This is a genomic window from Granulicella mallensis MP5ACTX8 (genome assembly GCF_000178955.2).
Lineage (GTDB): Bacteria > Acidobacteriota > Terriglobia > Terriglobales > Acidobacteriaceae > Granulicella > Granulicella mallensis.
This window is the reverse complement of the sequence record NC_016631.1, coordinates 1491656-1516369: the sequence shown is the minus strand read 5'-3', so window position 1 is coordinate 1516369 and position 24714 is coordinate 1491656. Positions and strand designations below refer to the sequence as shown.

The window sequence follows — 24714 nt, the reverse complement described above, 5'->3', positions numbered from 1 at the left end:
CTGCCTTTAGTACAACAAACTCGTGCAGAGCGGTCGCTTTCAGCGATGCCTACCTTAGGCGCAAAAAAATGCGCCGAAGATGGGGCACCCAATTTTGCCGTTGCTCTTGCTTTTCTTGTTGTCACCCCCGTAGGAAATCTGCTTCACCCAAGCCGCCACAACTCCACCATTTACACTCCTCCCATGCGCGTCCCCCTCCTGCTCACAACGCTGGCCTTCGCCACCGCGGCCCACGCCCAATGGACCCTTCAAGACGCCCACACCACCGCCAGCCTGCGCGGCATCCACAGTCTCGGCCACGGCATCGCCTGGGCCTCCGGCACGGAAGGCACCATCCTCCGCACCGAAGACAACGGCACCCATTGGCAACACTGCACCATCCCACCCAACGCCGAACATCTCGACTTCCGCGGTATTCAGGCCTTCGACAACAAAACCGCCATCGTCATGTCCAGCGGCAAAGGCGACCTGTCTCGTCTCTACCAAACCACGGATGGGTGCCAGACCTGGACGCTAGTCCTCACCAACCCCGATCCGGAAGGTTTTTGGGACGCGCTCACGTTTGATCCCGGATCAAAGCCTAAATATGTGTACGGAATGCTTGTCGGCGATCCAGTAAACGGCAATTTTGTGATCTACAGGACGACGGACCAAGGGAATACCTGGCAGCCACTGGCGCCAACGACGAAGCAGCACCTGGCGGTATCCCAAAAGGACGAATCCCTCTTTGCAGCAAGCAATAGCGCTGCCGTAATGTCTGGACCACATGGCCAGATTGCATTTGTGACGGGTGGAAACGGAGGGGCACGTTTCATCTTCTACCAACATCATGATCCATGCGACTGTAAACCATCGGAAGGGTTTAGCGACATCAAGCTTCCGATAGCATCCAGTGAAAGCGCCGGAGCGTTTTCAATCGCACGTCGGCAGACCATCAAAGGTTACATACTAGATGCGGATTTCATGGTGGTTGGAGGCGACTATCGTAGACCGGATTCTCCAAGTGCCAGCGTATTCGTACCTCATAGAGCCCCGATAATCACTTCGCTCTCTCGTCGCGCGATCCCATCGCTCACCCCACCCCACGGCTACCGCTCTGCCGTAGCCTACGACACCTCCACCAAAACCTGGATCACCGTCGGCCCTAACGGCACAGACATCTCCACCGACGACGGCCGCAACTGGCGCGCCCTCACACCCGGCCCCAGCGACGCCCCCGACGCCGACAAGAACTGGAACGCCCTCTCGCTTCCCTTCGCCGTCGGCCCGCACGGCCGCATCGGTTTCCTGCGCGACAACGCTCTCGCACCGCACAAATAGCCCGAGGTGTAATGCCGCGCCGCCAATTACGTCTGCCCTTGTAGTGACGCAACATAGAACAGGAGACGCCATGCTGACACCCCTCATCCACGCGCTGCAAATGACCGGCATCATGGCCTGGGAGATCCTCTGGGCACTCTGCCTCGGCTTCATTCTCTCCGCCATCATCGAGGCCGTCGTCTCCAAAGAGCACGTCAGCAAACTCCTGCCCGACTCCTCCGCGAAGACCATCGTCATCGCCTCCGCTCTCGGCGCGGCAAGCTCCTCCTGCTCCTACGCAGCCACGGCGCTCGCACGCTCGCTCTTTCGCAAGGGCGCGGACTTCATCGCCGCCATCGCCTTCCAGTTCGCGTCCACAAACCTCGTCATAGAACTCAGCGTCCTGCTCGCTGCCCTGCTCGGCTGGCGCTTCATGGCGGCGGAGTTCGTCGGCGGGCCAATCATGATCGCGCTCGTCGTGCTCTTCCTCCGCGCCACGCTCAAGCCCCGCGTCATCGAGGCCGCCCGCAAGCAGGCCGAACGCGGTCTCATCGGACGCATGGAAGGCCACGCCGCCATGGATATGAGCCTGCACTCCGGCACCTTCTGGCAGAAGCTCACCTCGGCCAAGGGCTACACCGCCACCACGCACTACTACTGGATGGACTGGTACTCTCTGTGGCCGGACATCGCCGGCGGCCTGCTCATCTCCGGTTGCCTCGCCGCCTGGGTGCCGCAGCACTTCTGGCAGGGCTTCTTCCTCGTCGGCCACCCCACGCTGGCCAAGCTCTGGGGACCGTTCATCGGCCCGCTCGTCGCCGTGCTGTCCTTCGTCTGCTCGGTCGGCAATGTACCCCTTGCCGCCGTGCTCTGGAACGGAGGCATCAGCTTCGGAGGCGTCATCGCCTTCCTCTTCGCCGACCTCATCATCCTTCCCATCCTCAACATCTATCGCAAGTACTACGGACTCAAAGTCGCAGCCCTTCTCTTCGCTGCCTTCTACGCCGCAATGGCACTTTCCGCGCTCGCCGTCGAAGCCATCTTCGGAGCGCTGCATCTCATTCCTCACGACCGCTCCGCGCACATCATGCAGGAGAGCCTCCGCTGGAACTACACCTCCGTGCTCAACATCCTCTTCCTGCTCATCTCCACGATCCTCCTCCTCCGCTTCCTGAAGACCGGCGGCCCCGAGATGCTGAAGATGATGGACGAAGCCCCAGCACCCGATGCCCCCGCCCACCACTGCTGCCACTGAGCCAACCACAACCGGGTGCCCCATCCTCGACGCACGGTTTTATCGTGCGGCAGGGTGGGGTATCGCCAAGGGCGACCGCTTTTAGCTCCCAGTAGCGACTGTGCCAGATAAAGGAGAGCGGTCGTTTGTACCGCGAACGATACCTCCGACGCAGAGCGCGCTTCGAAGATCTGTGTGGCTCGCTTGCGTCTATACCCCACCACCACCCCCAACTCGCCTCTCGAGATTCGTACCCAGCCCCCGCACGAGAACTGTTCTAATCTCGTAACGATGACCCTCTACGCCGCCACCTCCAACCCCGGCAAGCTCGCCGAGTTCTCTACCAGCGCCAGCTCCGCCGGCATCGACGTCCTCGCCCTGCCGGGCCTCCAGTCCATGCCCGAGCCCGTCGAGGACGCCCCCACCTTCATGGGCAACGCGGAGCTCAAAGCCGTCGCCTACTCTCTCCTCGCCCCCGGCCTGCTGGTCTTCGCCGACGACTCCGGACTCGCCGCCGACGCCCTCAACGGCCAGCCCGGCGTCCGCTCCGCACGCTTCGCCGACGACCTCGGCTTCGAACCGGGCCTCGGGACAAAGGACGAGCGCAACAACCGCTGCCTGCTCTCCCTCCTCGCAAATCACCCCGACCGTACCGCCCGTTTCGTCTGCACCCTGGCCCTCGCCTGCGACGGCGAAGTCCTCCTCCGCTCCGAGGGCACCGTCGAAGGCCGGCTCCTCGAAGCCCCGCGCGGCAAAGACGGCTTCGGCTACGATCCCCTCTTCCTCATCCCCTCGCTAAACCTCACATTAGCCGAGCTTTCCCGCGAACAGAAGTGGCAGATCAGCCATCGCGGCAATGCCTTTCGCGACCTCCTCGCCCAGCTCCAGGAAACGCCGCTGTAACAAATTCGCACAAAGACGCCGATTACCGCTCACCAAAACCAGCCTTTGCTTGACGCTGCATTTAACACAGCGGAATAATCATCCTGCCTACCCGCGGCACAAACCGCATGAATCTAACCTGCCCACAACCCCAGGCCAAGCTCTAAGCCCAGCCTCCCCAAGGACATCAGGAGTACCGCATGGCCGCAGCCGCACCTCCCGCAACCCCCACCATCCGAGGCGTCCAGCCACTCCGCGCCGGCCAAGGCCACAGCTACCTCTGGCGCCGGCTGCACTCGCTCTCCGGCATCGTGCCCATCGGCGCGTTCCTGATCGAGCACATCGTCTCCAACTTCGAAGCCGTCAACGGCCCGCTCGCCTACGCCCAGCAGGTAAAGTTCCTCAACAGCCTGCCGCTGGTCCGCATCCTCGAGTGGTGCTTCATCTTCATCCCCCTGGCCTTTCACGCGCTTTACGGGGTCTGGATCGCCTTCCGCGGTCGCGCCACAGTAAACGTCTACCCCTGGGCAGGCAACTGGGGCTATCTCACCCAGCGCATCACCGGCATCATCGCGCTGCTCTACATCGTTCAACACCTCTGGCGGCAGCGCTTCAGCGGCATCAGCCTGCCCGAGCATCCCGGAGCGGCCTTCGCCAAGGTGCAGCACGAGCTGCACAATCCCTGGATGCTCGCCATCTACGTCATCGCGATGATCGCAACCTGCTGGCACTTCGCCTACGGCATCTGGCTCTTCGCCGCCAAGTGGGGCATCACCCCAGGCGATAAGGCTCGCAAGAGCTTTGGCTATGTCTGCGCCGCAGGCGGCACGGCACTTTGCATTCTTGGCCTCGTCGGCATGTACGCGTTTATCAATCCGAAGTATGCGAACGCGCCAGAAGACGTGATGCCCGATCAACCTGCTGGAATCTATCTTCCTGCCCCGAGCACCGCTCCCCCAAACTCCACGAACCCACAACAGCCGGGCAACGTGCAGTAATCAAAGTTCATTAAGGCATGGCTTCATCCATGCCGCCAAACGCCTAACTTAGAACGGGGCTAAGCCCCTGAGGTACGGAATGGCAGCTACACCCAGAATCATCGTCGTCGGAGGAGGCCTCGCCGGTCTCTCCGCCGTCATCAAGATCGCCGAAGCCGGCGGCACCGTCGACCTCTTCTCCATCGTCCCGGTCAAGCGCTCGCACTCGGTCTGCGCCCAGGGCGGCATCAACGCCGCCAAGAACCTCAAGGGCGAAGGCGACGACGTCCTCAAGCACTTCGACGACACCATCTACGGCGGCGACTTCCTCGCCAACCAGACGCCCGTCAAGGCCATGACCGCGCAGGGCCCCGCCATCATCGATCTCCTCGATCGCATGGGCGTGCCCTTCAACCGTACCCCGGAAGGCCTGCTCGACTTCCGCCGCTTTGGCGGCACGCTCTACCACCGCACCGCCTTCGCGGGCGCGACCACCGGCCAGCAATTGCTCTACGCGCTCGACGAGCAGGTACGCCGCTACGAGTCCGAAGGCAAGGTCACCAAGTACGAAGGCTGGGAGTTCCTCTCCGCCGTGCTCGACTCCAAGGGCGCCGCACGCGGCATCTGCGCGATGGACCTCCGCTCCATGGAGACCCGCACCTTCCCCGCCGACGCCGTCATCGTCTGCACCGGCGGCAACGGAGCCATCTTCGGCAAGTCCACCAACTCCGTCGTCTGCACCGGCTCCGCCCAGTCAGCCCTCTACCAGCAGGGAGCCTTTTACGCCAACGGCGAGTTCATCCAGGTTCATCCCACCGCCATCCCCGGCGAAGACAAGCTTCGCCTCATGTCCGAATCCGCACGCGGCGAAGGCGGACGCGTCTGGGTACCCCGCGACAAGAACGACAAACGCGTCGCCCGCTCCATCCCCGAGGCCGATCGCTGGTACTTCCTTGAAGAATGGTACCCGAAGTACGGCAACCTCGTGCCGCGTGACGTCGCCACCCGCGCCATCTTCAAGGTCGTCTACGAACACGGCATGGGCATCGACGGCCAGCCGATGGTCTACCTCGATCTCACGCACATCGATCGCGCTACTCTCGACCGCAAGCTCGAAGGCATCCTCGAGATCTACGAGAAGTTCGTCGGCGACGACCCCCGCGAAGTCCCGATGAAGATCTTCCCCGGCATGCACTACACCATGGGCGGCCTCTGGGTGGACTTCAACCAGCAGACCAACATCCCCGGCGTCTACGCCGCGGGCGAAGCGGACTATTCGATCCACGGAGCCAACCGCCTCGGCGCGAACTCGCTGCTCTCCTGCATCTACGGCGGCTTCGTCGCCGGACCGCAGGCGATGGCCTACGCCAAGGCCCTGCCGGCCCAGGAAGGCGACGGTGGCCACGCCGCAGAACTGGCCCGCCAGAAGGAGATGAACTCCGCCCTGCTGAACAACAAGGGCACGGAGAACCCCTTCAAGATCTGGCGCGAGCTGGGCGAGACCATGACCAAGCACGCGACGATCATTCGGTATAACTCAGGCCTGGATGAAGCCGACGCCAAGATCGTCGAGCTGCTCGAGCGCTACCGGAACGTCAACCTCTCGGACAAGAGCCAGTGGGCCAACACCAGCTTCGCCTTCACCCGCCAGCTCTACAACATGCTCGAGCTCGGCCGCGTGATCGTGCAGGGAGCCCGTCTCCGCGACGAGAGCCGCGGCGCGCACTACAAGCCCGACTTCCCCGAGCGCAACGACGAAAAGTTCCTCAAGACCACCAAGGCCTCCTACAAAGACGGCGCTCCCGCCTTCGAGTTCGAAGAGGTAGACACCCAGTTCATCACCCCACGGCCGCGCCGTTACGACGCCACCGCCTAGCTTTTGCCTTTGCTTTTGTCGTTGCAGTTGACTTTGCTTTTCTTGTTGCCTTTGTTTTTCTTGTTGTCATTCCCGAAGGGAATCTGCTCCCCGCCATAGGCCCAGGCTTTTATCGCAGGACCAGGTTGTTGCTGTAGGGCTGAAGGCCCGTCTCATACCAGCCCAGGGCCTAGCCCCGGGTCAGGTGCCAAAGAAGATCCGAGGGCTGTAAGCCCGACTCATCCCTTCGGCACATAACTAGATTGAAGCGCTTGGGTTCAATCAATGAGGTAAGAATGAGAAAGTTCCTTGTTGCTTTGGCGATCGGCTTTTGTTGCTTCGCAGCACGCGGTCAGAAGACGCGTTTTGGGGACGAACTGCCACATCCAAAACCGGGAGTGGTTTACCCGATTAAAGTGCATGTTTCCGGTCTGCATTACCGCACTGAAGACATTGGCACGCCTCAGAACTACGACGTAACGTACGTGGACGCCATCCTCAATGGGAAAAAAGTTGAATTGCAAACGAGATCGTACAGTCCCGTCCAACCCTACGATCTGTTACTGGGAGATTATCAGGCGCGACTTTTGAAGGATCCTCATAAAACGAAGAGCGCTCTATTATTCCAGGAATATGAGCTACTTCTACCGGATAACACCCTATGGCGATGCACCGTCACAGGAATTTCGGAATAGCAAAGTTCTTATGTCTTGAAAGGGCACGGCTCCAAGCGTGCCCAACACGAAACGGGCGTAGGCCCACAACCGTACGGGAAACACTATCCGTGGTCGCTGATTTCGCCATCTAACGGTGCATGATCGACCTACTGTACATCACGCTCGCAACCGTCTACGTGGCCGTCGTTGTTGGGATGGTCACGTATAACATCAACCTCCACAGCAAGCGGGACACCCTGGCAGAAAAGGGCCGCCTGCCGATGTCACTGGAAGAAGGCATTCTGGTCTCGCTGGAACACAAGCGGCACCACATATTCGCCAGCAGCCACTAGGCCTCTTCCGCCATCAGGGTCGCCACGGGCGGCATTCAAACCGCTCGCGCGTGATCCCTGTGTAGCACCAGAGAAGTCTGCGGTAAGAGAAAAAAGCGAGGGAATACCAACATGGCACAAGCAGCCACCAGGACGATCAAGGTCGAAATCAAACGCCAGTCCACGCCGGACGGCAAAGCCACGACCGAAGCCTTTGAGATTCCCTATCGCCCGAACATGAACATCACCTCGCTGCTCGGCGAGATCGCGCTCAACCCCACGACCGTCACCGGCGTCGAGACCACGCCGATCACCTACGACTCGAACTGCCTGGAAGAGATCTGCGGCTCCTGCGCGATGCTCATTAACGGCAAGGCGATGATGGCCTGCTCCGCGCTGGTCGACAAACTCGAACAGCCCATCAGGCTCGCGCCCCTGAGCAAGTTCCCTGTCGTTCGCGACCTCGCGGTCGACCGTTCGGTGCTCTTCGAGAACCTGAAGGCCGTCAAGGCCTGGGTGCCGATCGACGGCACTTACGACCTCGGCCCCGCACCCCGCCAGTTCCCGCAGGTGCAGGAGCAGCGCTATCCGCTCTCCAACTGCATCTCCTGCACCATCTGCATGGAGGTCTGCCCGCAGTTCAACGACGCGACCGGCTTCGTCGGCGCGGCCACCATCGCCCAGGCCCGTCTCTTCAACATGGACCCTGCCGGCTCCGTGCTCAAGGAAGATCGTCTCCGCGCCTTGGCAGGCGACGGCGGCATCCAGGAGTGCGGCTTCGCCCAGAACTGCGTCCAGGCCTGCCCCAAGGGCCTTCCCCTCACCGAGGCCATCAGCGACATGGGCCGCGATGTATTCGTGCAACAGGTGAAGGATCTCTTTACGCGGTAGTTGCTGGACAGTTACTGCGAACAGCGCTTCTACGGAAGCCCACCGATCAAAGCAGGCACGCACTCAAGCCCCGAAGGGGCGGCTCCATCATAGCCCAGGGTGAAACCCTGGGTTACGGTCCCCCCCTGAAACCCAGAGCGCTGTAAGCGCGATCCATCTTCTCTGGATGTCGCAATTGCTCTCCTGCCACCTCGACCATGTTCCATATGTGGGGGCGAGACCCTCAAAGTCCACACATCTTTACTACGGGGCCACGAAATACCAGATACATAAACTGGAACCCTGACCGTAAATGCCACGGCGTATAACCAGGCACGACCCCAGCCCCGAAGGGGCGGCCCCATCATAGCCCAGGGTGAAACCCTGGGTTAGGTACCCCCTGAAATGCAGAGCGCTGTAAGCGCGATCTATCCTCTCTGTATGGCGCAATCGCTCTCTTATCTCCTCATCCACGTCATCTTCAGCACAAAAGATCGCTTACCGCTTCTCAAAGAAGAGATACGCCCAAAACTCCACGCATATCTCGCGACCGTAACCCGAAACGCTGGATGTGAATGCTATCGCGTAGGAGGCGTTGCAGACCATATCCATCTCGCCATTCTCCTCTCACAAACTCTTGCGGTTGCAGAGCTTGTAAAAGAACTAAAAATATCCTCCTCAAAATGGCTCAAGGCCCAATCACCGACTCTTGCCAACTTTGCATGGCAGAGCGGCTATGGCGTATTTTCCGTCGGCTCTTCAGATCTGGAGGTGTTGAAGAAATATATCGACATGCAGGAAGAGCATCACAAGACCCTCACATTTCAGCAGGAGTATCGAATATTCCTAGAGAAATACGGCGTCGAATACGATGAACGGTATGTGTGGGATTGATCGATAGATCGCGCTTACAGCGCTCTGCATTTCAGGCGATCCCGTACCCAGGGTTTCACCCTGGGCTATGATGAAACCGCCCCTTCGGGGCTGGGTTTAGACGCTATTACAAAATTCATGGGCCTGCACTCGGTCCCACCACGTCTCGTTACTCAGGCATAACTATCTTCATTTTGACCGAGGTCCCATCCGCCAAAGCTTTAGTCTGACGATAAATGCCGGCCAAAAATGAATAATGTTCGGAGAGATTTAACGGCACCACATTTTCAATGGTGTATTTCCCTCCAAGGATGGGTGGAATTTTATAGCCGTAACATTGGTTGGGTTCCAGTTTGAGGCCCGCAGCAACGCACCCGTCAACGAGCTGAATCATGAACCAGTTGCTGGCGTTCTCCTCTTCATCAAGCTGGATGGCGAAGTGGTCGCGATTGTCCGCTACCCGTTTGATCACTCCAACGCCCAGATCGAGCATATGAACAGAACCATCTTCAAAGACGGTAAACACATCGCCAAAACGATTCACCAGCCAAAGCGTAAATGACAGGGGCAATACATCCGACCAGCCCGACAAAAGCTCGGACCAATCTTTTTCGTTCTGGTCGATTAGATAGTCCTGAATATTCATAAGAGCCATCAAGCCTCTGCCCAGCCTCCCTCTACCCCTGAATCAACTCCAGAATCCTATCCCACAACGCCAACCGCGCCTCAATCGCCGCTTCTGCCGCCGCACCCGCCTCTTCCCACAACTCCGCATCATCCCCACACAGATCCGCCACCATCCGCAACGAGAGCGGCCCATGGTCTTCACCATCCACCTCGATATGCCGCTCGAGATACCAGACGAACTTTCCAAAACTCCCCGGCTGCTGACGATTCAAATCCCGCACCAGCTCGCGAAAGATATCCGGAATCACATCTTCCCGCCCAAACGTAAACGCCGCCGCCATAGCAGGCACGCTGGCGCGATCGATCAACGCAAACGTAGCACGGACAAACTCCTGTGCCGCCTCAGGCGCAACCTCCAGCAGAAGGCCATGAGGCGCGCGCTGCACCAACGTACGAATGGGCGCCGTATCCGCCCCGCACTCCTCCATCGCCTCCAGGTACACCTCAAAGTGGCTTACCGCGCGGCCTTCAAACTGGTCGCTCTCTTCTCCCAGCACGATCTCATTGATGAAGCGACGACTCTCCGGCCAGCGCGTCGGAGTCCACGGCACGGAGACGCAGGTCAACTCCTTCTGCAAAGCCTTCAGCAGAGACATGAAATCCCACACCGCAAACACATGCGATTCCATAAAGAGCTGCAGATGCTCCCGAGTCTTGATCGCCGCATAAAGCGGATGTCGTGTAAGCCGTTCACGAAGCGGAGCAATTCGCGCTTCAATTCCTTCAATCGAGTGGGTGTTGATCAGTACGTTCACCTCTTCATTATCACCGCATTGAGAGGGAATCCACGAACCGGAAGGGCACGGTTTCAACCGTGCCGACAACGACCGAGACAACGACTTACACCTTGCTGCCGCAGGCCGGAGTGAAGGCGCAGCCGTAACGACTGAATTGCTTTCTTCTGCGGAGCCGATACCGCAGCGGGATCAAGCACCCTCTCTTTCCCTGTGGAAAGCCCTTATAGGACATCACTTGTTCTACGTTTTGAATCAGCATTCATAACACATCGGCGAATTTCATCATTCTCTAAACCACCACCACAACCCGGCGTCGCATCCTTTGCATACAATCTCAAAGAGCGCACGTTACTCGCTAGAGGAGATTCCCATGAGCACCACCATCAAGACCCTGCAACTCGCCGACGCCCGCCGCATCATCGCCGCAGCCACCAAGAAAGCCGAAGAGATCAAGCAGCCCATGTGCATCGCCGTTGCCGATGCAGGCGGCAACCTGCTCGCCTTCGAGCGCATGGAGAACGCCTGGATGGGTTCCATCGACATCTCCCAGAAGAAGGCCTGGACCTCGCGTGCCTTCGACATCGAGACCGGCCAGCTCGCAGCGCACTCGCAATCCGGCGGCCAGTTCTTCGGCATCCACGCCTCCAACGACGGCAAGGTCATGATCTTCGCCGGCGGCATTCCCATCAAGCAGGACGACAAGGTCATCGGCTCCATCGGTGTCAGCGGCGGCTCCGGCGAACAGGACCACAGCGTCGCCGAGGCTGGCGCGGCAGCATTCTAACTTCAACCCCTATCAACGCAAGAAACCCCGCTCCAGGCGGGGCTTCTTCGTTGAGCGTCTGTCTGTTGGCTTACTTCGTAAAGATCGAGTTCCCCGGTTCCTTCGTCTCATTGCTGTGGACCCGGTTCTGTGCACGCTTGGCGCTTTCCATGGCTGTGTTGTCCACGCGTTGCATGGGGGTCTTGGCTACGTTTGTCGCAACGCCGCCCGTGCTCTCGATCGCCTCATGCGATGGTCGTGCTCCAGTCTTTGTTGAATCTACACCGATTGCCATAAGTCACCTCTACCCTAGACAGATGGCCTGTAGCTCTCACGGGTTGCCGCGCCATCAGGCAGCGATTGCCGGCATTGTTACAATCGACCTCGCAGACTGATATAACGTCAGCGGCCTCAATCACATGCAAGATTCCGCAAAATTCCACGCCTCCGCCCTCGTCATCGACGGTCACGCCGACACCCCGCAACGCTTCGTGGACGAAGGCTGGAACTTCTCCGATCCCCTGAACTCCGGCATGCTGAACCTCGACAGCGCTGGCCAGGGCAACCTTGCCGCGGAGTTCTTCGCCATCTGGGTTGAGCCCAAAGGCTGGCGTGGCCGCTACGCCTATCGCACACTGCAGTTGATCGACGGAGTCTACGAGCAGCTCCGCAAACACCCCTCCACCATGCGCTTCGGCCTCACCCCCGCGGACATCGTGCAAGCGCATCAGGACGGCGTCTTCTGCGCGCTGCTGGGCATCGAAGGCGGCCATTCCATCGAGGCCGACCTCGGCCTGCTGCGCCTCTATCATCGCCTGGGCGTGCGCTACATGACGCTCACCTGGACCAACACCAACGAGTGGGCCGACAGCTCCGGCGATCTCGACAATCCCAGCGTGCACCACCACAACGGACTCAACGACTTCGGCCGCGACGTCATCCGCGAGATGAACCGCCTGGGCATGATGGTCGACGTAAGCCACGTCTCCGACAAAACTTTCTGGGATGTGCTGCAGACCACGCACGCGCCCATCATCGCGTCGCACTCCAGCGCCCGGGCACTCACCGACACTCTTCGCAACCTCACCGACGAACAGCTCTGCGCCGTCGCAACCAACAACGGAGTCGTGATGGTGAACTTCTGCACGTCCTTCATCGACGACAACTGGCGCACCGCCTGGTCCGCCACCCAGCCGCAGCGCGAGCCGCTCTATGCCGCGGCCACCGCCCCCTACCTCGAACGAGGAGAACCCGTTCCCTACTCTGTTTTTCTTGCCATCGATCGCGCGTTCTACGCACAGCATCTCGCGCCCACGATGCCGCTGGCTCCCTTCGACTCGCTGATCGACCACTTCGATCACGTCGCGAAGGTTGCGGGCATCGACCACGTCGGCATCGGCTCGGACTTCGACGGCTTTTCCATCCTGCCGGCTGAGATCTCCAGCGCCGCCGACCTGCCGAAAATCACCGCCGCACTCCAGCGGCGCGGCTACACCGAGGAGCAGTTAAAGAAACTCCTCGGCGGAAATCTCCTTCGCGTCTTCGCCGATGTCCAGGCCGAGGCCGCGAAGGAGTAGCCCACTACTTCGAAGCCAGAACTTCCATCTTCTCGATCTTGATCTCATTCGAGAACAGATCAGGCGCGCTCGCCATCAGCGCCTTTGCGATCTCGCCATTCAGATGAGCGTCGCGGCCTTCCTCATCAGCGAACGTGTCGAACACGCCATACATGCCCGGCGCGATCTTCACCCCGTACCAGTTCACCGTCAGCGGCTCTTCGTTCGCCATCGCCCCACCCTGGCTCAGAAACGCCTCTACCTCAGCCTCTTTGCCCGGCTTCGCCTTCAACATCACCCAGATTGCTTTTTTAACCATGATTGAATTCTCCCTTAATATGTGACACAGCCATGAGACATACGATGCCATGGAAACGTTACGTGAAGACCAATAAATCGAAACCGCCCCTTTGCCCCGCTCGCCTCTTCGGAGTAGCCTTGTACCTGAAATGACGTTCGCGAACCTCAAGCTCCCAGCTCTCCTCTGCTCGCTCGTCCTCTCTGCGGCGGCCTACGCTCAGACCCCAACCCCGGCAGCACTGCCTGACGCACCCAGCACCACCGCGCACGATGAGCCGCCCGCAGCTCCTACCGGCCCCACCGTCGTCATCGATACCACGATGGGACGGCTCACCTGCAAGTTCTTCGACAAGGAAGCGCCCCTCACCGTCGCCAACTTCATCGGCCTCGCCACCGGCAAGAAAGCCTGGACCGATCCCACCACGCAGAAGCAGGTCACCGGCAAGCCTTTCTACGACAGCACAACCTTCCACCGCGTCATCCCCGGCTTCATGATCCAGGGAGGCGACCGTCTCGGCACCGGCAGCGGTGACCCAGGCTTCTACTTTGAAGACGAATTCTCTCCCGCGCTGCGCTTCGACATCCCCGGACGTCTTGCCATGGCCAACTCCGGCCCCAACACCAACGGCTCACAGTTCTTCATCACCGAAGCTCCCCAACCCGACCTCAACGGCAAGCACACCATCTTTGGCCAGTGCGACGCCCATAGCGTTCTGCTCGTGGCCTCCATCGCACGCGTCGAACGCAACGCCGAAGACAAGCCTCTGACGCCCGTAGTCATGAACAAGGTGACGATCGTTCCCGACGGCCAACCCCTTCCACCGGAACCGGCCCTCCCGGCAGCCGCCCCCGCCACTCCCCCTGTGGCAGCCCAACATCCGCCGCAATAACCGCCTTTTCTCTTCGCTGTTTTCCTCATAGCTCATCGCTGAATAGAAACCCACGAGCTATCCCAGAGCATCCAATCTTCAACCAAAGCACGTAAGGAGAAACAATGCCCACTACCGCAACCTTCAAGACCTCCGAAGGCACCATCGTATGCAACCTCTTCGAGGCTGAAGCCCCCGAAACCGTCGCCAACTTCATCGCCCTGGCCGAAGGCACCAAGGAGTGGAACTCGCGCTCCAAGAAGGGCGCCAAGCTCTATGACGGAACCGTCTTCCACCGCGTCATCCCCGAGTTCATGATCCAGGGTGGCGATCCCGAAGGCAACGGCATGGGCGGTCCCGGCTACAAGTTCGCCGACGAGACCAAGGGCAGCCCCCACCACTTCAAGCAGCCCGGCAAGCTCGCCATGGCGAACTCCGGCCCCAACACCAACGGCTCGCAGTTCTTCATCACTGTCACCGACACCAGCTGGCTCACGGGCAAGCACACCATCTTCGGTGAAGTCACCGAAGGCTATGACATCGTCGAAAAGATCAGCAAGGTAGCGCGCGACGGCATGGACCGCCCCAAGACAGCAGTCGTGCTCGAGAGCGTCACCATCAACCGCAGCTAGTTCAGCTTCAGCGGCAACACAAAGGGCTCGCCTCGGCGAGCCCTTTGTACGTCCTTAGAGCGCTTTACTCATGCTCTAGTGTCCTGATTCGTGCATTCGTTGCCTCGCCGATTGCCTTTGCTTTGAAGGGGCGGGACTTCAGTCCCGCCGTCTCTGCACGATTGTTAGTGTGGCTTTAGCCACGGAGGGAATGCTCGCTTAGCCAAGAGCCCCTTCACGGCTAAAGCCCGGATCTCCCCCAGCCAACCAACTAAGCAACGCCAATCACGGTGCACAACTCACGCACCGCTTCCGCGCTCTTGTTCAACGCAGTCTGTTCCTCGGCCGTAAGCTTGATCTCGATGATCTGCTCCAAGCCCTTGGCCCCCAGCTTGCAAGGCACACCGACGTACAGTCCGCTGATGCCATACTCGCCCTGCAGATAAGCCGCACAGGGAAGGATCTTCTTCTTGTCCTTCAGGATCGCTTCCACCATCTCCACAGCCGCCGCCGAAGGCGCGTAGTACGCCGAGCCCGTCTTGAGATGCTTCACAATCTCCGCGCCGCCATTGGCCGTGCGGGTCTCAAGCTCCTTCAACCGTGTGGGCTCGATCAGCTCCGTGATGGGAATGCCGGCCATCGTCGAGTAGCGCGACAGCGGCACCATCGTGTCACCGTGTCCGCCGAGCACGAACGCCGTTACGTTCTCCACCGATACCTTCAACTCCTCGGCGATGAACGTGCGGAAGCGTGCGGAGTCGAGCACACCAGCCATGCCGATCACACGCTCGCGCGGCAATCCGGCTTTCTTGAAGGCCGTCTGCGCCATCGCGTCGAGTGGGTTCGAGACGATGATGAGGATCGTATTCGGCGATGCCTTCACGACCTTCTCGACCACCTCGCTCATGATCTTGAAGTTGGTATTCAACAAATCGTCGCGGCTCATGCCGGGCTTGCGAGCAATGCCCGCCGTAATCACAACGATGTCGGAGTTCGCGGTATCGGCATAGTCATTCGTACCCACGATCGAGCAATCGCGCTTCTCGATCGGCATGGCCTGAGACAGGTCGAGGGCCTTGCCCTGCGGCACACCTTCGATCACATCGATCAGCACAACATCCGCGAGTTCTTTCGCTGCAATCCAATGAGCGGCAGTGGCGCCGACGTTACCGGCACCGACAATAGTGACTTTCTTACGCATGGTGAAAAGTTCTCCAGAAGGGTATGGCGCCCGTAGCGCCCGCGGTCGCAGGCTCTTGCGTGTCGTCTTGTTAATGATACCTGCCGGGCGCCGAACAATTGACCGCTAACCGGCCAATTGTCGCCTGCTCGCACCGATGCTAACCTAGTCAGGTACCTGGTCAGGAGCGTCCCGCATGGCAACGTGGCAACTACAAGAAGCAAAGGCAAAGTTGAGCGAGGTGATCGCGTCGGCTCATAGTAGTGGACCTCAGATTATTACCCGACGCGGTGTCAAAGAAGCAGTTATTGTCTCAATGGATGAGTACGAACGCTCTCAGAAACATAAGACCAACGGGTTGGCCAGCGAAGAAGAACGGAAAGAGCGTGTACTGGCGTTCTTACAGTCAGCACCACCATTTGATGTTCCGGAACGTCACCCGCGCCGGAAACGAAAGTCACTGCGTTAGAAGACGATGTACATTCTCGATACGAATGTGATCTCCGAAATGCGGAAGCTGCGCCCTCACGGCGCGTTGCTACAGTGGTATCGAGCACAGAAGCTGGACGACTTATTTTTGTCCTCTATCACCCTGTACGAACTCCAACGAGGCTCTGAACTAACTCGTCGGCAGGACAAGTCGAAAGCAGTAGAGATCGAGCAGTGGATAACGACATTGTCGACCACGTTCGACGTCCTTCCCCTGGATGGCGCTGCGGCACAATTGACAGCAAAATTCATGGCCAGGCATTCATCCGACATGCTTGCGGATGCCATGATTGCGGCACAGGCTTTCACGTACGATCTAACCGTCGCAACACGTAATGTGCGTGACTTCGAAGGGTTTCCTGTCGCAATTATCAACCCCTTCGCTGTTTAGAGGCCGGCTCCTCTCACCCCATATTCTCAATCATCCGGCTGGCGAACTCACTCGTCTTCGCCTTCGTCGCACCCTGCATCTGCCGCTCGAAGTCATACGTCACGAACTTCTGTTGAATGGTCTTCTCCATCGAGCTTTCGATCAGCCGCGCGGCCTCACTCCAGCCGAGAAAATCAAACATCATCACGCCCGAAAGCATCACCGATCCCGGGTTGATCACATCCTTGTCCGCATACTTCGGTGCCGTTCCATGCGTCGCTTCAAACACCGCGTAGCCATCGCCGATGTTCGCTCCCGGAGCGATCCCCAATCCACCCACCTGCGCCGCCGCTGCATCGGAGATGTAGTCGCCATTGAGGTTCGTCGTCGCAAGCACGCTGTAGTCTGAAGGCCGAATGATGATCTGCTGAAAGATCGAATCCGCAATGCGGTCATTCACCAGGATCTTGTTCTTCCACTGCCCATTGCCGTGCGTCGCTCCGATGCTCGCCACCACATCGCGCACCTCCTGCACGATGCTCTCGCCAAACTCCTTCGACGCGAACTCGATTCCCGGTTCCACCAGCGCCGCGTTCTCCTCCGGCGTCAGCTTCGGATTCTGTTCGAGATTCCCCAGGATCCAGCTCTCCCGCTCGGTCACGGTATGCGCACGAAACTCCTGCGTCGCTACCTCGTAGCCCCACTCGCGAAACGCGCCCTCGGTGAACTTCTGAATGTTCCCCTTGTGTACCAGAGTCACCGTCTTGCGCTGATGGTCGATCGCATACTGAATCGCCGCGCGCACCAGCCGCTTCGATCCCGTAATCGAGATCGGCTTCACTCCCACACCCGAGTCCAGCCGCACCTTCTTCTTCGTGCCCTTCAGCATCTCATCGTTCACGAACGCGATGAACTTCGCAGCCTCCGGCGTTCCCTCGCGGAACTCGATGCCCGCATAGATGTCCTCGGTGTTCTCCCGGAAGATCACCACATCCAGCTTTTCAGGCGACTTCACCGGGCTCGGCACACCGCTGTAGTACTTCACCGGCCGCACGCACTGGTATAGATCCATCAACTGCCGCAGCGCCACATTCAGGCTGCGAATCCCACCACCCACCGGCGTCGTCAGCGGCCCTTTGATCGACACGCGAAAGTCCACCGTTGCCTTCACCGTATCGTCCGGCAGCCAGTTCTGTGTCTTGCGATAGCTCTTCTCGCCCGCCAGCACCTCGAACCACTTCACCGAGCGCTTGCCCCCATAGGCCTTCTCAACCGCCGCATCGAACACCCGTTGCGACGCCTTCCAGATATCGCGTCCCGTACCATCGCCTTCAATGAACGGAATGATCGGATGGTCCGGCACAGTGTACTTGCCGTTGGCATACTCAATCGCCTGTCCGTCGCTGGGTACCGGAATGTCGTTATAACTGGTCTGCATAGGTTGGGGCCCTCCTTCAAGATGCCGCCCAACCTACCACCGTCAAAATGCAACTGGCAACGGCTTACTCACAAGCCGAGCGATAAACGCCCACACCACAGATTTCCAACCTCAACCTCTGATTCGCCTTTGCTTTTCTGGTTGTCATTCCGAGCGAAGCGAGGAACCTGCTGTCTGCCGGTGTCACCACGAAAGCCGTGCCACGACCACAACTGACCGAGCTACGCGGCCACCAGAAACAAAAAAAATGCCCCGGCCAAAGCCGGGGCATCTCCCACTGCTAAAGGGCCTCTTAGAACTGGCCCCACAGCAACTGGTTATAAACATCGTGGTGGAATTGGATCTCTGACGGCTTGACGATCGTACCCAGCAACCGTGCGCAGCGATCAGCCGAAGCCTGCTTCAGGTCCGCGTAGCGAGCCTTCACATCCTCACCCAGCAGCTCGGTCGTCCACTCCGCATTGCGGAAGTCTTCGAGAGCCGTATAGATGTTGTCCGGCAGATACCGCTCAGCCTGGCGCAGGTTCTTGATCTTCGACGTATTGCCCTGCAAGCCGCTCTTGAAGATCGAGTACAGCACCATGTACGGGTTCGCATCCGGTCCAACCGAACGAACCTCGACACGCGCCGACTTCTCATTGCCGATCGGAATACGAACCATCGAGCCACGATCCGTCGCCGAAGCCTTGATCTGATTCGGAGCTTCGAAGTGAGGATCGAGGCGGCGATACGCATTCACGCTGGCGTTCAGCAGCAGGCAGAGGTCGTTGCCATGGGTCAGGATCTTGTCCACAAAACCCCATGCAAACTTCGAGACCTTCTCCTCGCCCTTCGGATCCCAGAAGAGGTTCTTGCCGCTCTTGTTCGTGATCGAAACGTTGGTGTGCATACCCGAGCCGTTCACGCCCGTAACCGGCTTCGGCAGGAAGCTCGCCGTCATGCCCATCTGGGTCGCAACCTGGCGGCAGATCAGTTTGTAGAGCTGGATCTGGTCGGCAGCCGCCACCACATCGCCGTACGAGTAGTTGATCTCGAACTGCGAAGGCGCCACTTCCGGGTGGTCCTTTTCATTCTCAAAGCCCATCGCGCGCTGCACTTCAGCGGTCGTGTCGATGAACTCGCGCAGCGGGTCGCCCGGCAGTGAGTGGTAGTAGCCGCCTTGGTTGACGTACTCAAACTTGCCCGTCTCGTGGAACGTGCGCTCTGCATCGATACCGTCGAACAGGAAGCCTTCGATCTCGTTGGCCGCGTTCAGCGTGTAACCGTTCTTCTCGAACTGCTCGGTAGCAAAGCTCTTCAACACACCGCGCAGGTCACCCGAGTAGTGTCCGCCGTTCTTGTCGATGACTTCGCCGAACACCAGCACCTTGCCCGAACCGAACACATCGGCCGGCGTCCAGTAGAACGCGCTCCAGTCGAGGCCCAGGCGAAGATCGCTCTCACGCTGCGCCGTAAAGCCGCGGATCGAGGAGCCGTCGAACGTCAGGTTGTCATAGCTCTTGATCAGGAACTTCTTGTCGTAGTCGAGCATGTGCAGGCGGCCTTCGAGGTCCGAGAACAGGACCGTCACAGCCTTGATGCCGGGTGTATCCGCAAGATACTTCAGGCGCTCTTCCTGGATGACGTCTGCGGCTACGCGCTTCTTGCGCTGCTCTTTGGCCTGCAGGTTCAGGTCTTCCAGCTCTTCGTAGGACAACTCCAGAAAATTGCGAAATTCGCTCGACATGGCACTCCTTGGGGTGACAGCGTTTGCTGCCGGGTGATGGATTTTTGCAAGAACGGTGCAGGGGGAACAAATTACCGAGGCCGCGGGCAACCTTTGGGCCACATCTAAAGTTAGCAGAAATTCATCGTCAAGCAACATCGTTCCTTCGCGATTCCACTATTTCTGGATTGCGGATGAATGGGAAGACTTGACCAGGTTCTGTGGGCAATTCCTCGTGTTTCTTTCGGTATATACTAGTCATTTGGAGATGACCATATGGCCACCCTTCCCAAGCATTTACCGCATACTCCACCGGCAAAACTTGTTTCTCGCAAACTCAAGGTGGCTGGCCGGGTTCCTGTACTCAACAGGAGCGCCTCCGTGGCCCAGGCAAAAGCAAACCTGTCCTCTCTTCTAAAAAGCGTGGAAACCGACAGGACAGAGATCACATTGATGCGACGGGGCGTTCCAGTCGCAAAGATTGTTCCACTGACAGAAGCAACACCCGTCTCCGGTTATGGCTGGATGCGTGGCACCGTCCATGAGCAGGGAGACATCGTGGGTCCTACCGGGGAAGAATGGACTGTAGGGAATGAGTAGCTCGACACGTCTTCTTCTTGATACCCATGTATGGGTTCGCTACATCAACGGAGCTCCAGGCCTGAAACCATCCGCAATCTCTTCCATTGACCGCGCACGTCAAACGGGAGCGGCATACATCTCTGTCATATCGATCTGGGAGATTGCTCTTTTAGTTCGCAAAGGACGTCTGGCCTTGCCTTTCGGGGTGGAACGCTGGGCCGAGAGGGCGCTTCAACTTCCTGGCATTCAGCTTTTGCCCTTCACTCCACAGATCGCCATTGAATCGGTAGACTTACCCGATTCACTCAACAAAGACCCTTCTGACCGCATCCTTGTTGCCACTGCGCGCATCGAAAATCTGGCACTGATGACGCGAGACAAAGACATCCTTCGCTTCGCGAAGCAGACAAATCTTGTAGTTGAAGTAGCTTAACCGGAGCCCTCATGCCCATATCGAAAACGACTCGCGTCGCCCTCATCCAGATGTCCTGCGCCCCCTCCACCGAGGCCAACCTCGCGAAGGCCGTAGCCCGCGTGCGCGAGGCCGCCGAAAACGGCGCCAAACTCATCTGCCTGCCGGAGCTCTTCCGCGCGCAGTACTTTTGCCAGCGCGAGGAACACGTCCTCTTCGATATCACCGAGTCCATCCCCGGCCCCTCGACCGCCGCCCTCAGCGAAGTCGTTCGCGAGCACAAGCTCGTCGTCATCGCTTCCCTCTTCGAGCGCCGCGCTCCGGGTTTGTATCACAACACCGCGGCCATCCTCGACCACACCAGCGCCGCGCCGGACAACCTCGCCGCGATCTACCGCAAGATGCACATCCCCGACGACCCGCTCTACTACGAGAAGTTCTACTTCACGCCCGGCGACCTCGGCTTCATGGCGCAGAAGACCTCCGCCGGCCCCATCGGCACGCTCGTCTGCTGGGACCAGTGGTATCCCGAAGGCGCACGCGTCACCGCGCTCAAGGGCGCCGAGACGCTCTTCTTCCCCACCGCCATCGGCTGGCACCCCAGCGAGAAGGCCGAGTACGGCGAGCGCCAGTACGACGCCTGGCAGACCATCCAGCGCGCCCACGCCATCGCGAACGGTGTCTTCGTCTGCGCCGTCAACCGCGTAGGCCACGAGCACGGAGACGTGGAGCACAACGGCGTCATGATGGAGGGCCCCGGCGACCACACCCCGGCCTCCGGCCTCGAGTTCTGGGGCGGCAGCTTCATCGCCGATCCCTTCGGCCGCATCCTCGCCAAGGCCTCGCACGACAAGGAAGAGATCCTCTACGCCGACCTCGACTCCAAGGAAGTCGAGATCACCCGCCAGCACTGGCCCTTCCTCCGCGACCGCCGCATCGACGCCTACGGCGGCATCACCAGCCGCTTTCTCGACTAGCTCAACCGGAGAGTAGCGATGCTCAGTCTTGAGAACCAGGCGTGGTCGAATCTCGACCACGCCTATGGAGAGGCCTCCGATATTCCTGACCTGTTGCGTCAGCTGGAGGAGTTCCCTCCCTCCGGCCCGAAGAATGAACCATGGTTTTCACTCTGGAGCGCCCTCGCCCATCAAGGCGATGTCTATTCCGCCTCATTCGCTGCGGTGCCACATATAACCCGTGTGATCGCTACAGCGCCGGAGCGAACGACCTACGATTTCTTTCTGCTGCCTACATGGATTGAAATCTGCCGCTACCGCAAAGGCATCACCGTACCCGATACTCTATCGGCAGCGTATACCCAGGCCATCGAAACATTGCCGAGTCTTGTCTGTGCCGTAACATTCCGCCCCTGGAGTGAAGACTTCCGCCTCAGCGCTTTAGCCGCAATCGCCGTCAGCAAGGGCTCTGCCGATCTTGCCGAAACAATCCTCGAACTAACCCCCGACACAATCAAAGATTTTCAAGCGTGGCAGAACTCACGCTAGAACAGAGCACGCTGAAAATCATGTTTCGTTTAAGGGCCGCCTTCAGCCGTGCCGTAAAAGCTTGAACCGGCACGCGGCTTTAGCCGCTGAGGGAACGCGCTTCAGCGCGCCAGATCTCCGCAGAGCTCATCCGTCCTACTGCACCACCGTCTCTTCCCGCGCCCCCACCGCCACAATATTCACCCGCACCTCCTGCACCTCACGCTCCTCCGGCTCGACAGCCCCCATCATCTTGAACAACTGCTGGATATACTTCAGCCGCGTCTCGAAGTCGGCAATCATCTGCACGGTCGCCGCCTTACCTCGCTCGCCGCTCGCCACCACCTGCGGACGCACCGCATCCAACCCCTCGCGCATCTTCTCCGCCAGGATATTCAGCGTGATCCCTGCATGGGCCATCGCCTTGCGGATCAACATCTCTGTGATGGGCCCCTCGATCCGCGTGGTCGGATGATCCGCTCGCTTCGCAGGAAATCCTGCATCCAGCGCCGCCCGTCTCTTTGTCTTGCCATCCATCAAGCCCGCTACATAGAGTTCGTAACGGCTCGTCGCAACCTCACCCGAAGGCTCCCGCGTCAGGGCCTTATGCAGCAGCGCCTCGGTAACAGGCCCTTCGATACTCCTGCCCGGATGACGCGCCTGATTCTTGGAAAACCCCGCAGCCAGCGCCGCCTGCGACTTCGTCTTGCCATCCATCAGGCCATCAACTTACAGCTCATAGCGATTCTTACCCGGCTGCGCTTCCTGCTGCATCTCAGCGCCAGGCATAACCTTCAAACAACGTGCAGTAGCCATAAAATCTCCAATAAAAAACACCCTCTACGGGTGTGAGTTCACTTTCGCCTTTGCTTTCGCTCTTGTTCTTGTTCTTGCTTTTCTAGTTGTCATTCCCGCAGGGAATCTGCTGTCTTCCGCACCGGCGAGCATCCAACAAGCCACACCCCTCCGTGCCACAACCCGCTGATCTCCACCGGGGCTTCATCGCAAACCAGAAGCTCTACTCGCCATACAAGGCCCAGCGAGACAGGCGCCACGAACTGTCACCCACTATGCCACCCCGCAACCACCCGGCCAAGCAAATTACGGTTAGAAATCTATCTCTTCTCCATGCCTCTTCGCCAGCTTCGCGCAAACTCCAGGCCAATCCCACTGGAGGCCCCGGTAATCACCGCAACAAGCTTCGTCGGCGCCATTTTCATTCCCTCGTTAGAAACACTTCTCAGGTACCATGCGTCTCTAGGATAGAACCGCGACTGCAACATCCTGGCAACTATCGCATCGACCCTCGCGAGAGGTATCGTGTAGCAACGCGACCTCAAAACCGGCCCAGGGCCGCATTCATTCCAGCGCCTCTGCGCTGAGAAAGTCAGACGGAATATGATCCTCGCGCTCGCACTGCTCGCTCTCTTCGCCCCACAGCAAACAGCGGACCCGACTCTGCCTCCCGCAACGGCTCATGTTCGTTACACCGTCGAAGGTCACGGCGTTCAAACCTACAACTGCACCGCGCAGAACGGCGGCTTCGCCTGGGTCTTTGAAGAGCCCGCAGCAGGACTCTTCGATCCCACCACCCACCAGCAGATAGGCGTGCACACCGCCGGCCCCACCTGGACCTGGAGCGACGGCAGCTCGATCACCGGCAAGGTCCTGCAGACGAAGCCCTCCGACAACCCCGCCAACATCCCCTGGCTCCTGCTCGAGACGCACCCAACCGGCACCACCACCGGCGCCCTGTCGAACATCACCTTCGTACGCCGCTCCGACACCCAGGCCGGCCAGGCCCCCACCTCCGGATGCGACGCGAAGAACGTGAACGTCGTCCTCCGCGTCCCCTACGCAGCCACGTACACCTTCTACAGCACGAACTAACGAACACAAGGTAAATGTTCCTGTTGTCCTTGTTCACCCCCACTGAAACGTCATCCTGAGCGAAGTGTCTCGCGCTTTTGCGAGACACGCAGTCGAAGGACCCCGAAGGATTTATCTCGCCCATGATATTGGGATCATTTCCAGCACGAAAGCCCGGGTACGGCTGCTCAAGGTAGAAAAAGCGCGCTCAAACAGCCACGACTGCAAGCCCCAAAGGGGCGACCTATCGCGACTGCACGATACACCGCGCTCACGGGAACGGCGCTTTGGTACGTTGTATCTATGCAGGAGCCGAATCAATCAGGATCAGTAGTGCAATCGATGAGAATGTCCGTTGGCACTCAATCGATAGCATTGTTCGTCGCGAATGTGATTGGTGCAACTCTTTACGTTTTCTTGGCTCCACGCGGTGGCTGGGCAATCTCAGAGGAACGTGCGCAGGGAATCTACACAACGACCGGAGAACCGTTTGTCTGGTTCATCAATATTCTTCCCATTGTCGTCGTATTCTTCATCGTCAATGTTGCTTGGACAATCATTCTCGCCCGCCGACAATGGAAAGGTGGCCGCTTCTGGCTGCTCGCGGTAGTCGTCTGGCTGGCAGCCATAGCGATCGATTTCGCACACCATTAAGGCGAGCTTGCCAGAAAGTTCCCTTTTCGG

29 protein-coding genes are annotated in these 24714 nt (G+C 59.2%); 21 read left to right on the top strand and 8 right to left on the bottom strand.

Annotation, left to right across the window (positions count from 1 at the left end):
- Positions 1–183 precede the first annotated feature (183 nt).
- From ACIX8_RS06460 to tnpA, 9 genes are all read left to right on the top strand, one after another.
- Positions 184–1320: a WD40/YVTN/BNR-like repeat-containing protein gene (locus ACIX8_RS06460; RefSeq protein ID WP_044177985.1), complete on the top strand. Its 1137-nt coding sequence runs from the start codon at positions 184–186 to the stop codon at positions 1318–1320.
- A gap of 70 nt (positions 1321–1390) precedes the next feature.
- Positions 1391–2554, top strand: coding sequence for a permease (locus tag ACIX8_RS06455; protein WP_014264528.1), 1164 nt, complete (start codon positions 1391–1393; stop codon positions 2552–2554).
- Positions 2555–2728: 174 nt separating this feature from the next.
- The gene (rdgB, locus tag ACIX8_RS06450) at positions 2729–3436 is read left to right on the top strand and encodes an RdgB/HAM1 family non-canonical purine NTP pyrophosphatase (protein ID WP_014264527.1); all 708 of its coding nucleotides are present in this window, start codon (positions 2729–2731) and stop codon (positions 3434–3436) included.
- Between the two features lie 179 nt (positions 3437–3615).
- Positions 3616–4413, top strand: coding sequence for a succinate dehydrogenase (locus ACIX8_RS06445; RefSeq protein WP_014264526.1), 798 nt, complete (start codon positions 3616–3618; stop codon positions 4411–4413).
- 79 nt (positions 4414–4492) lie between these two features.
- A complete protein-coding gene (gene sdhA, locus ACIX8_RS06440; RefSeq protein WP_014264525.1) occupies positions 4493–6268 on the top strand; it encodes a succinate dehydrogenase flavoprotein subunit in 1776 nt (591 codons plus the stop codon).
- Between the two features lie 275 nt (positions 6269–6543).
- Positions 6544–6942 carry a hypothetical protein gene (locus ACIX8_RS06435; protein WP_014264524.1) on the top strand — a complete coding sequence of 133 codons (399 nt, stop codon included), beginning with the start codon at positions 6544–6546 and terminating at the stop codon, positions 6940–6942.
- A gap of 119 nt (positions 6943–7061) precedes the next feature.
- Positions 7062–7256, top strand: coding sequence for a hypothetical protein (locus ACIX8_RS06430; RefSeq protein ID WP_014264523.1), 195 nt, complete (start codon positions 7062–7064; stop codon positions 7254–7256).
- Between the two features lie 111 nt (positions 7257–7367).
- On the top strand, positions 7368–8126 hold the full coding sequence (sdhB, locus tag ACIX8_RS06425; protein ID WP_014264522.1) for a succinate dehydrogenase iron-sulfur subunit: 759 nt from the start codon (positions 7368–7370) through the stop codon (positions 8124–8126).
- Positions 8127–8510: 384 nt separating this feature from the next.
- A complete protein-coding gene (tnpA, locus tag ACIX8_RS06420) occupies positions 8511–8999 on the top strand; it encodes an IS200/IS605 family transposase (protein WP_014264521.1) in 489 nt (162 codons plus the stop codon).
- A 148-nt stretch (positions 9000–9147) separates the two neighbouring features.
- Here tnpA and ACIX8_RS06415 read toward each other — a convergent pair whose 3' ends face one another.
- Together ACIX8_RS06415 and ACIX8_RS06410 are read right to left on the bottom strand one after the other, a co-directional pair.
- Positions 9148–9633, bottom strand: coding sequence for a DUF1851 domain-containing protein (locus ACIX8_RS06415; protein ID WP_014264520.1), 486 nt, complete (start codon positions 9631–9633; stop codon positions 9148–9150).
- Between the two features lie 22 nt (positions 9634–9655).
- Positions 9656–10420 (bottom strand): DUF3050 domain-containing protein, encoded by a 765-nt coding sequence (locus ACIX8_RS06410; protein ID WP_014264519.1) that lies wholly within the window; start codon positions 10418–10420, stop codon positions 9656–9658.
- Positions 10421–10772: 352 nt separating this feature from the next.
- On the opposite strand from ACIX8_RS06410, the gene ACIX8_RS06405 reads away from it, so the two are divergent.
- Positions 10773–11186 carry a GlcG/HbpS family heme-binding protein gene (locus tag ACIX8_RS06405; protein ID WP_014264518.1) on the top strand — a complete coding sequence of 138 codons (414 nt, stop codon included), beginning with the start codon at positions 10773–10775 and terminating at the stop codon, positions 11184–11186.
- A gap of 70 nt (positions 11187–11256) precedes the next feature.
- Here the strand turns inward: ACIX8_RS06405 and ACIX8_RS06400 are convergent, their stop codons facing one another.
- Entirely contained in the window at positions 11257–11460 is a 204-nt protein-coding gene (locus ACIX8_RS06400) for a hypothetical protein (protein ID WP_014264517.1), read from the bottom strand.
- A gap of 124 nt (positions 11461–11584) precedes the next feature.
- On the opposite strand from ACIX8_RS06400, the gene ACIX8_RS06395 reads away from it, so the two are divergent.
- Positions 11585–12742 carry a dipeptidase gene (locus ACIX8_RS06395; protein ID WP_014264516.1) on the top strand — a complete coding sequence of 386 codons (1158 nt, stop codon included), beginning with the start codon at positions 11585–11587 and terminating at the stop codon, positions 12740–12742.
- Between the two features lie 4 nt (positions 12743–12746).
- Here ACIX8_RS06395 and ACIX8_RS06390 read toward each other — a convergent pair whose 3' ends face one another.
- Positions 12747–13040 (bottom strand): putative quinol monooxygenase, encoded by a 294-nt coding sequence (locus ACIX8_RS06390; RefSeq protein ID WP_014264515.1) that lies wholly within the window; start codon positions 13038–13040, stop codon positions 12747–12749.
- 130 nt (positions 13041–13170) lie between these two features.
- Between ACIX8_RS06390 and ACIX8_RS06385 the strand changes: the two genes are divergently transcribed.
- Both ACIX8_RS06385 and ACIX8_RS06380 read left to right on the top strand, forming a co-directional pair.
- Positions 13171–13911: a peptidylprolyl isomerase gene (locus ACIX8_RS06385; protein ID WP_014264514.1), complete on the top strand. Its 741-nt coding sequence runs from the start codon at positions 13171–13173 to the stop codon at positions 13909–13911.
- Between the two features lie 104 nt (positions 13912–14015).
- Positions 14016–14522 carry a peptidylprolyl isomerase gene (locus ACIX8_RS06380; protein WP_014264513.1) on the top strand — a complete coding sequence of 169 codons (507 nt, stop codon included), beginning with the start codon at positions 14016–14018 and terminating at the stop codon, positions 14520–14522.
- Positions 14523–14772: 250 nt separating this feature from the next.
- Here ACIX8_RS06380 and mdh read toward each other — a convergent pair whose 3' ends face one another.
- Positions 14773–15702, bottom strand: coding sequence for a malate dehydrogenase (gene mdh / locus ACIX8_RS06375; protein ID WP_014264512.1), 930 nt, complete (start codon positions 15700–15702; stop codon positions 14773–14775).
- Between the two features lie 175 nt (positions 15703–15877).
- Here mdh and ACIX8_RS25100 point away from each other — a divergent pair, with 175 nt between their 5' ends.
- Both ACIX8_RS25100 and ACIX8_RS06370 read left to right on the top strand, forming a co-directional pair.
- Positions 15878–16150: a type II toxin-antitoxin system Phd/YefM family antitoxin gene (locus ACIX8_RS25100; RefSeq protein ID WP_014264511.1), complete on the top strand. Its 273-nt coding sequence runs from the start codon at positions 15878–15880 to the stop codon at positions 16148–16150.
- A 6-nt stretch (positions 16151–16156) separates the two neighbouring features.
- Positions 16157–16561, top strand: coding sequence for a type II toxin-antitoxin system VapC family toxin (locus tag ACIX8_RS06370; protein ID WP_014264510.1), 405 nt, complete (start codon positions 16157–16159; stop codon positions 16559–16561).
- A gap of 13 nt (positions 16562–16574) precedes the next feature.
- Here the strand turns inward: ACIX8_RS06370 and ACIX8_RS06365 are convergent, their stop codons facing one another.
- On the bottom strand, positions 16575–17978 hold the full coding sequence (locus ACIX8_RS06365) for an NADP-dependent isocitrate dehydrogenase (RefSeq protein WP_014264509.1): 1404 nt from the start codon (positions 17976–17978) through the stop codon (positions 16575–16577).
- A gap of 292 nt (positions 17979–18270) precedes the next feature.
- The gene (locus ACIX8_RS06360) at positions 18271–19704 is read right to left on the bottom strand and encodes a glutamine synthetase family protein (RefSeq protein ID WP_014264508.1); all 1434 of its coding nucleotides are present in this window, start codon (positions 19702–19704) and stop codon (positions 18271–18273) included.
- A 255-nt stretch (positions 19705–19959) separates the two neighbouring features.
- Here ACIX8_RS06360 and ACIX8_RS06355 point away from each other — a divergent pair, with 255 nt between their 5' ends.
- Genes ACIX8_RS06355 through ACIX8_RS06340 form a run of 4 tightly spaced genes read left to right on the top strand, consistent with a single transcriptional unit; the run spans position 19960 to position 22182 of the window.
- Positions 19960–20283 (top strand): type II toxin-antitoxin system Phd/YefM family antitoxin, encoded by a 324-nt coding sequence (locus ACIX8_RS06355; protein WP_014264507.1) that lies wholly within the window; start codon positions 19960–19962, stop codon positions 20281–20283.
- Positions 20276–20698: a type II toxin-antitoxin system VapC family toxin gene (locus ACIX8_RS06350; RefSeq protein ID WP_014264506.1), complete on the top strand. Its 423-nt coding sequence runs from the start codon at positions 20276–20278 to the stop codon at positions 20696–20698. Before ACIX8_RS06355 ends, ACIX8_RS06350 begins: the two co-directional genes overlap by 8 nt.
- An 11-nt stretch (positions 20699–20709) precedes the next feature.
- A complete protein-coding gene (locus tag ACIX8_RS06345) occupies positions 20710–21654 on the top strand; it encodes a carbon-nitrogen hydrolase (protein ID WP_014264505.1) in 945 nt (314 codons plus the stop codon).
- A gap of 18 nt (positions 21655–21672) precedes the next feature.
- A complete protein-coding gene (locus ACIX8_RS06340) occupies positions 21673–22182 on the top strand; it encodes a hypothetical protein (RefSeq protein WP_014264504.1) in 510 nt (169 codons plus the stop codon).
- Positions 22183–22317: 135 nt separating this feature from the next.
- Here ACIX8_RS06340 and ACIX8_RS06335 read toward each other — a convergent pair whose 3' ends face one another.
- Positions 22318–22878, bottom strand: a complete 561-nt coding sequence (locus tag ACIX8_RS06335) for a hypothetical protein (protein WP_014264503.1) — start codon at positions 22876–22878, stop codon at positions 22318–22320.
- A gap of 681 nt (positions 22879–23559) precedes the next feature.
- Between ACIX8_RS06335 and ACIX8_RS06330 the strand changes: the two genes are divergently transcribed.
- Positions 23560–24051, top strand: coding sequence for a DUF3455 domain-containing protein (locus ACIX8_RS06330; RefSeq protein WP_014264502.1), 492 nt, complete (start codon positions 23560–23562; stop codon positions 24049–24051).
- 327 nt (positions 24052–24378) lie between these two features.
- On the top strand, positions 24379–24684 hold the full coding sequence (locus ACIX8_RS06325; protein ID WP_223295474.1) for a hypothetical protein: 306 nt from the start codon (positions 24379–24381) through the stop codon (positions 24682–24684).
- The last annotated feature ends 30 nt before the right edge of the window (positions 24685–24714 follow it).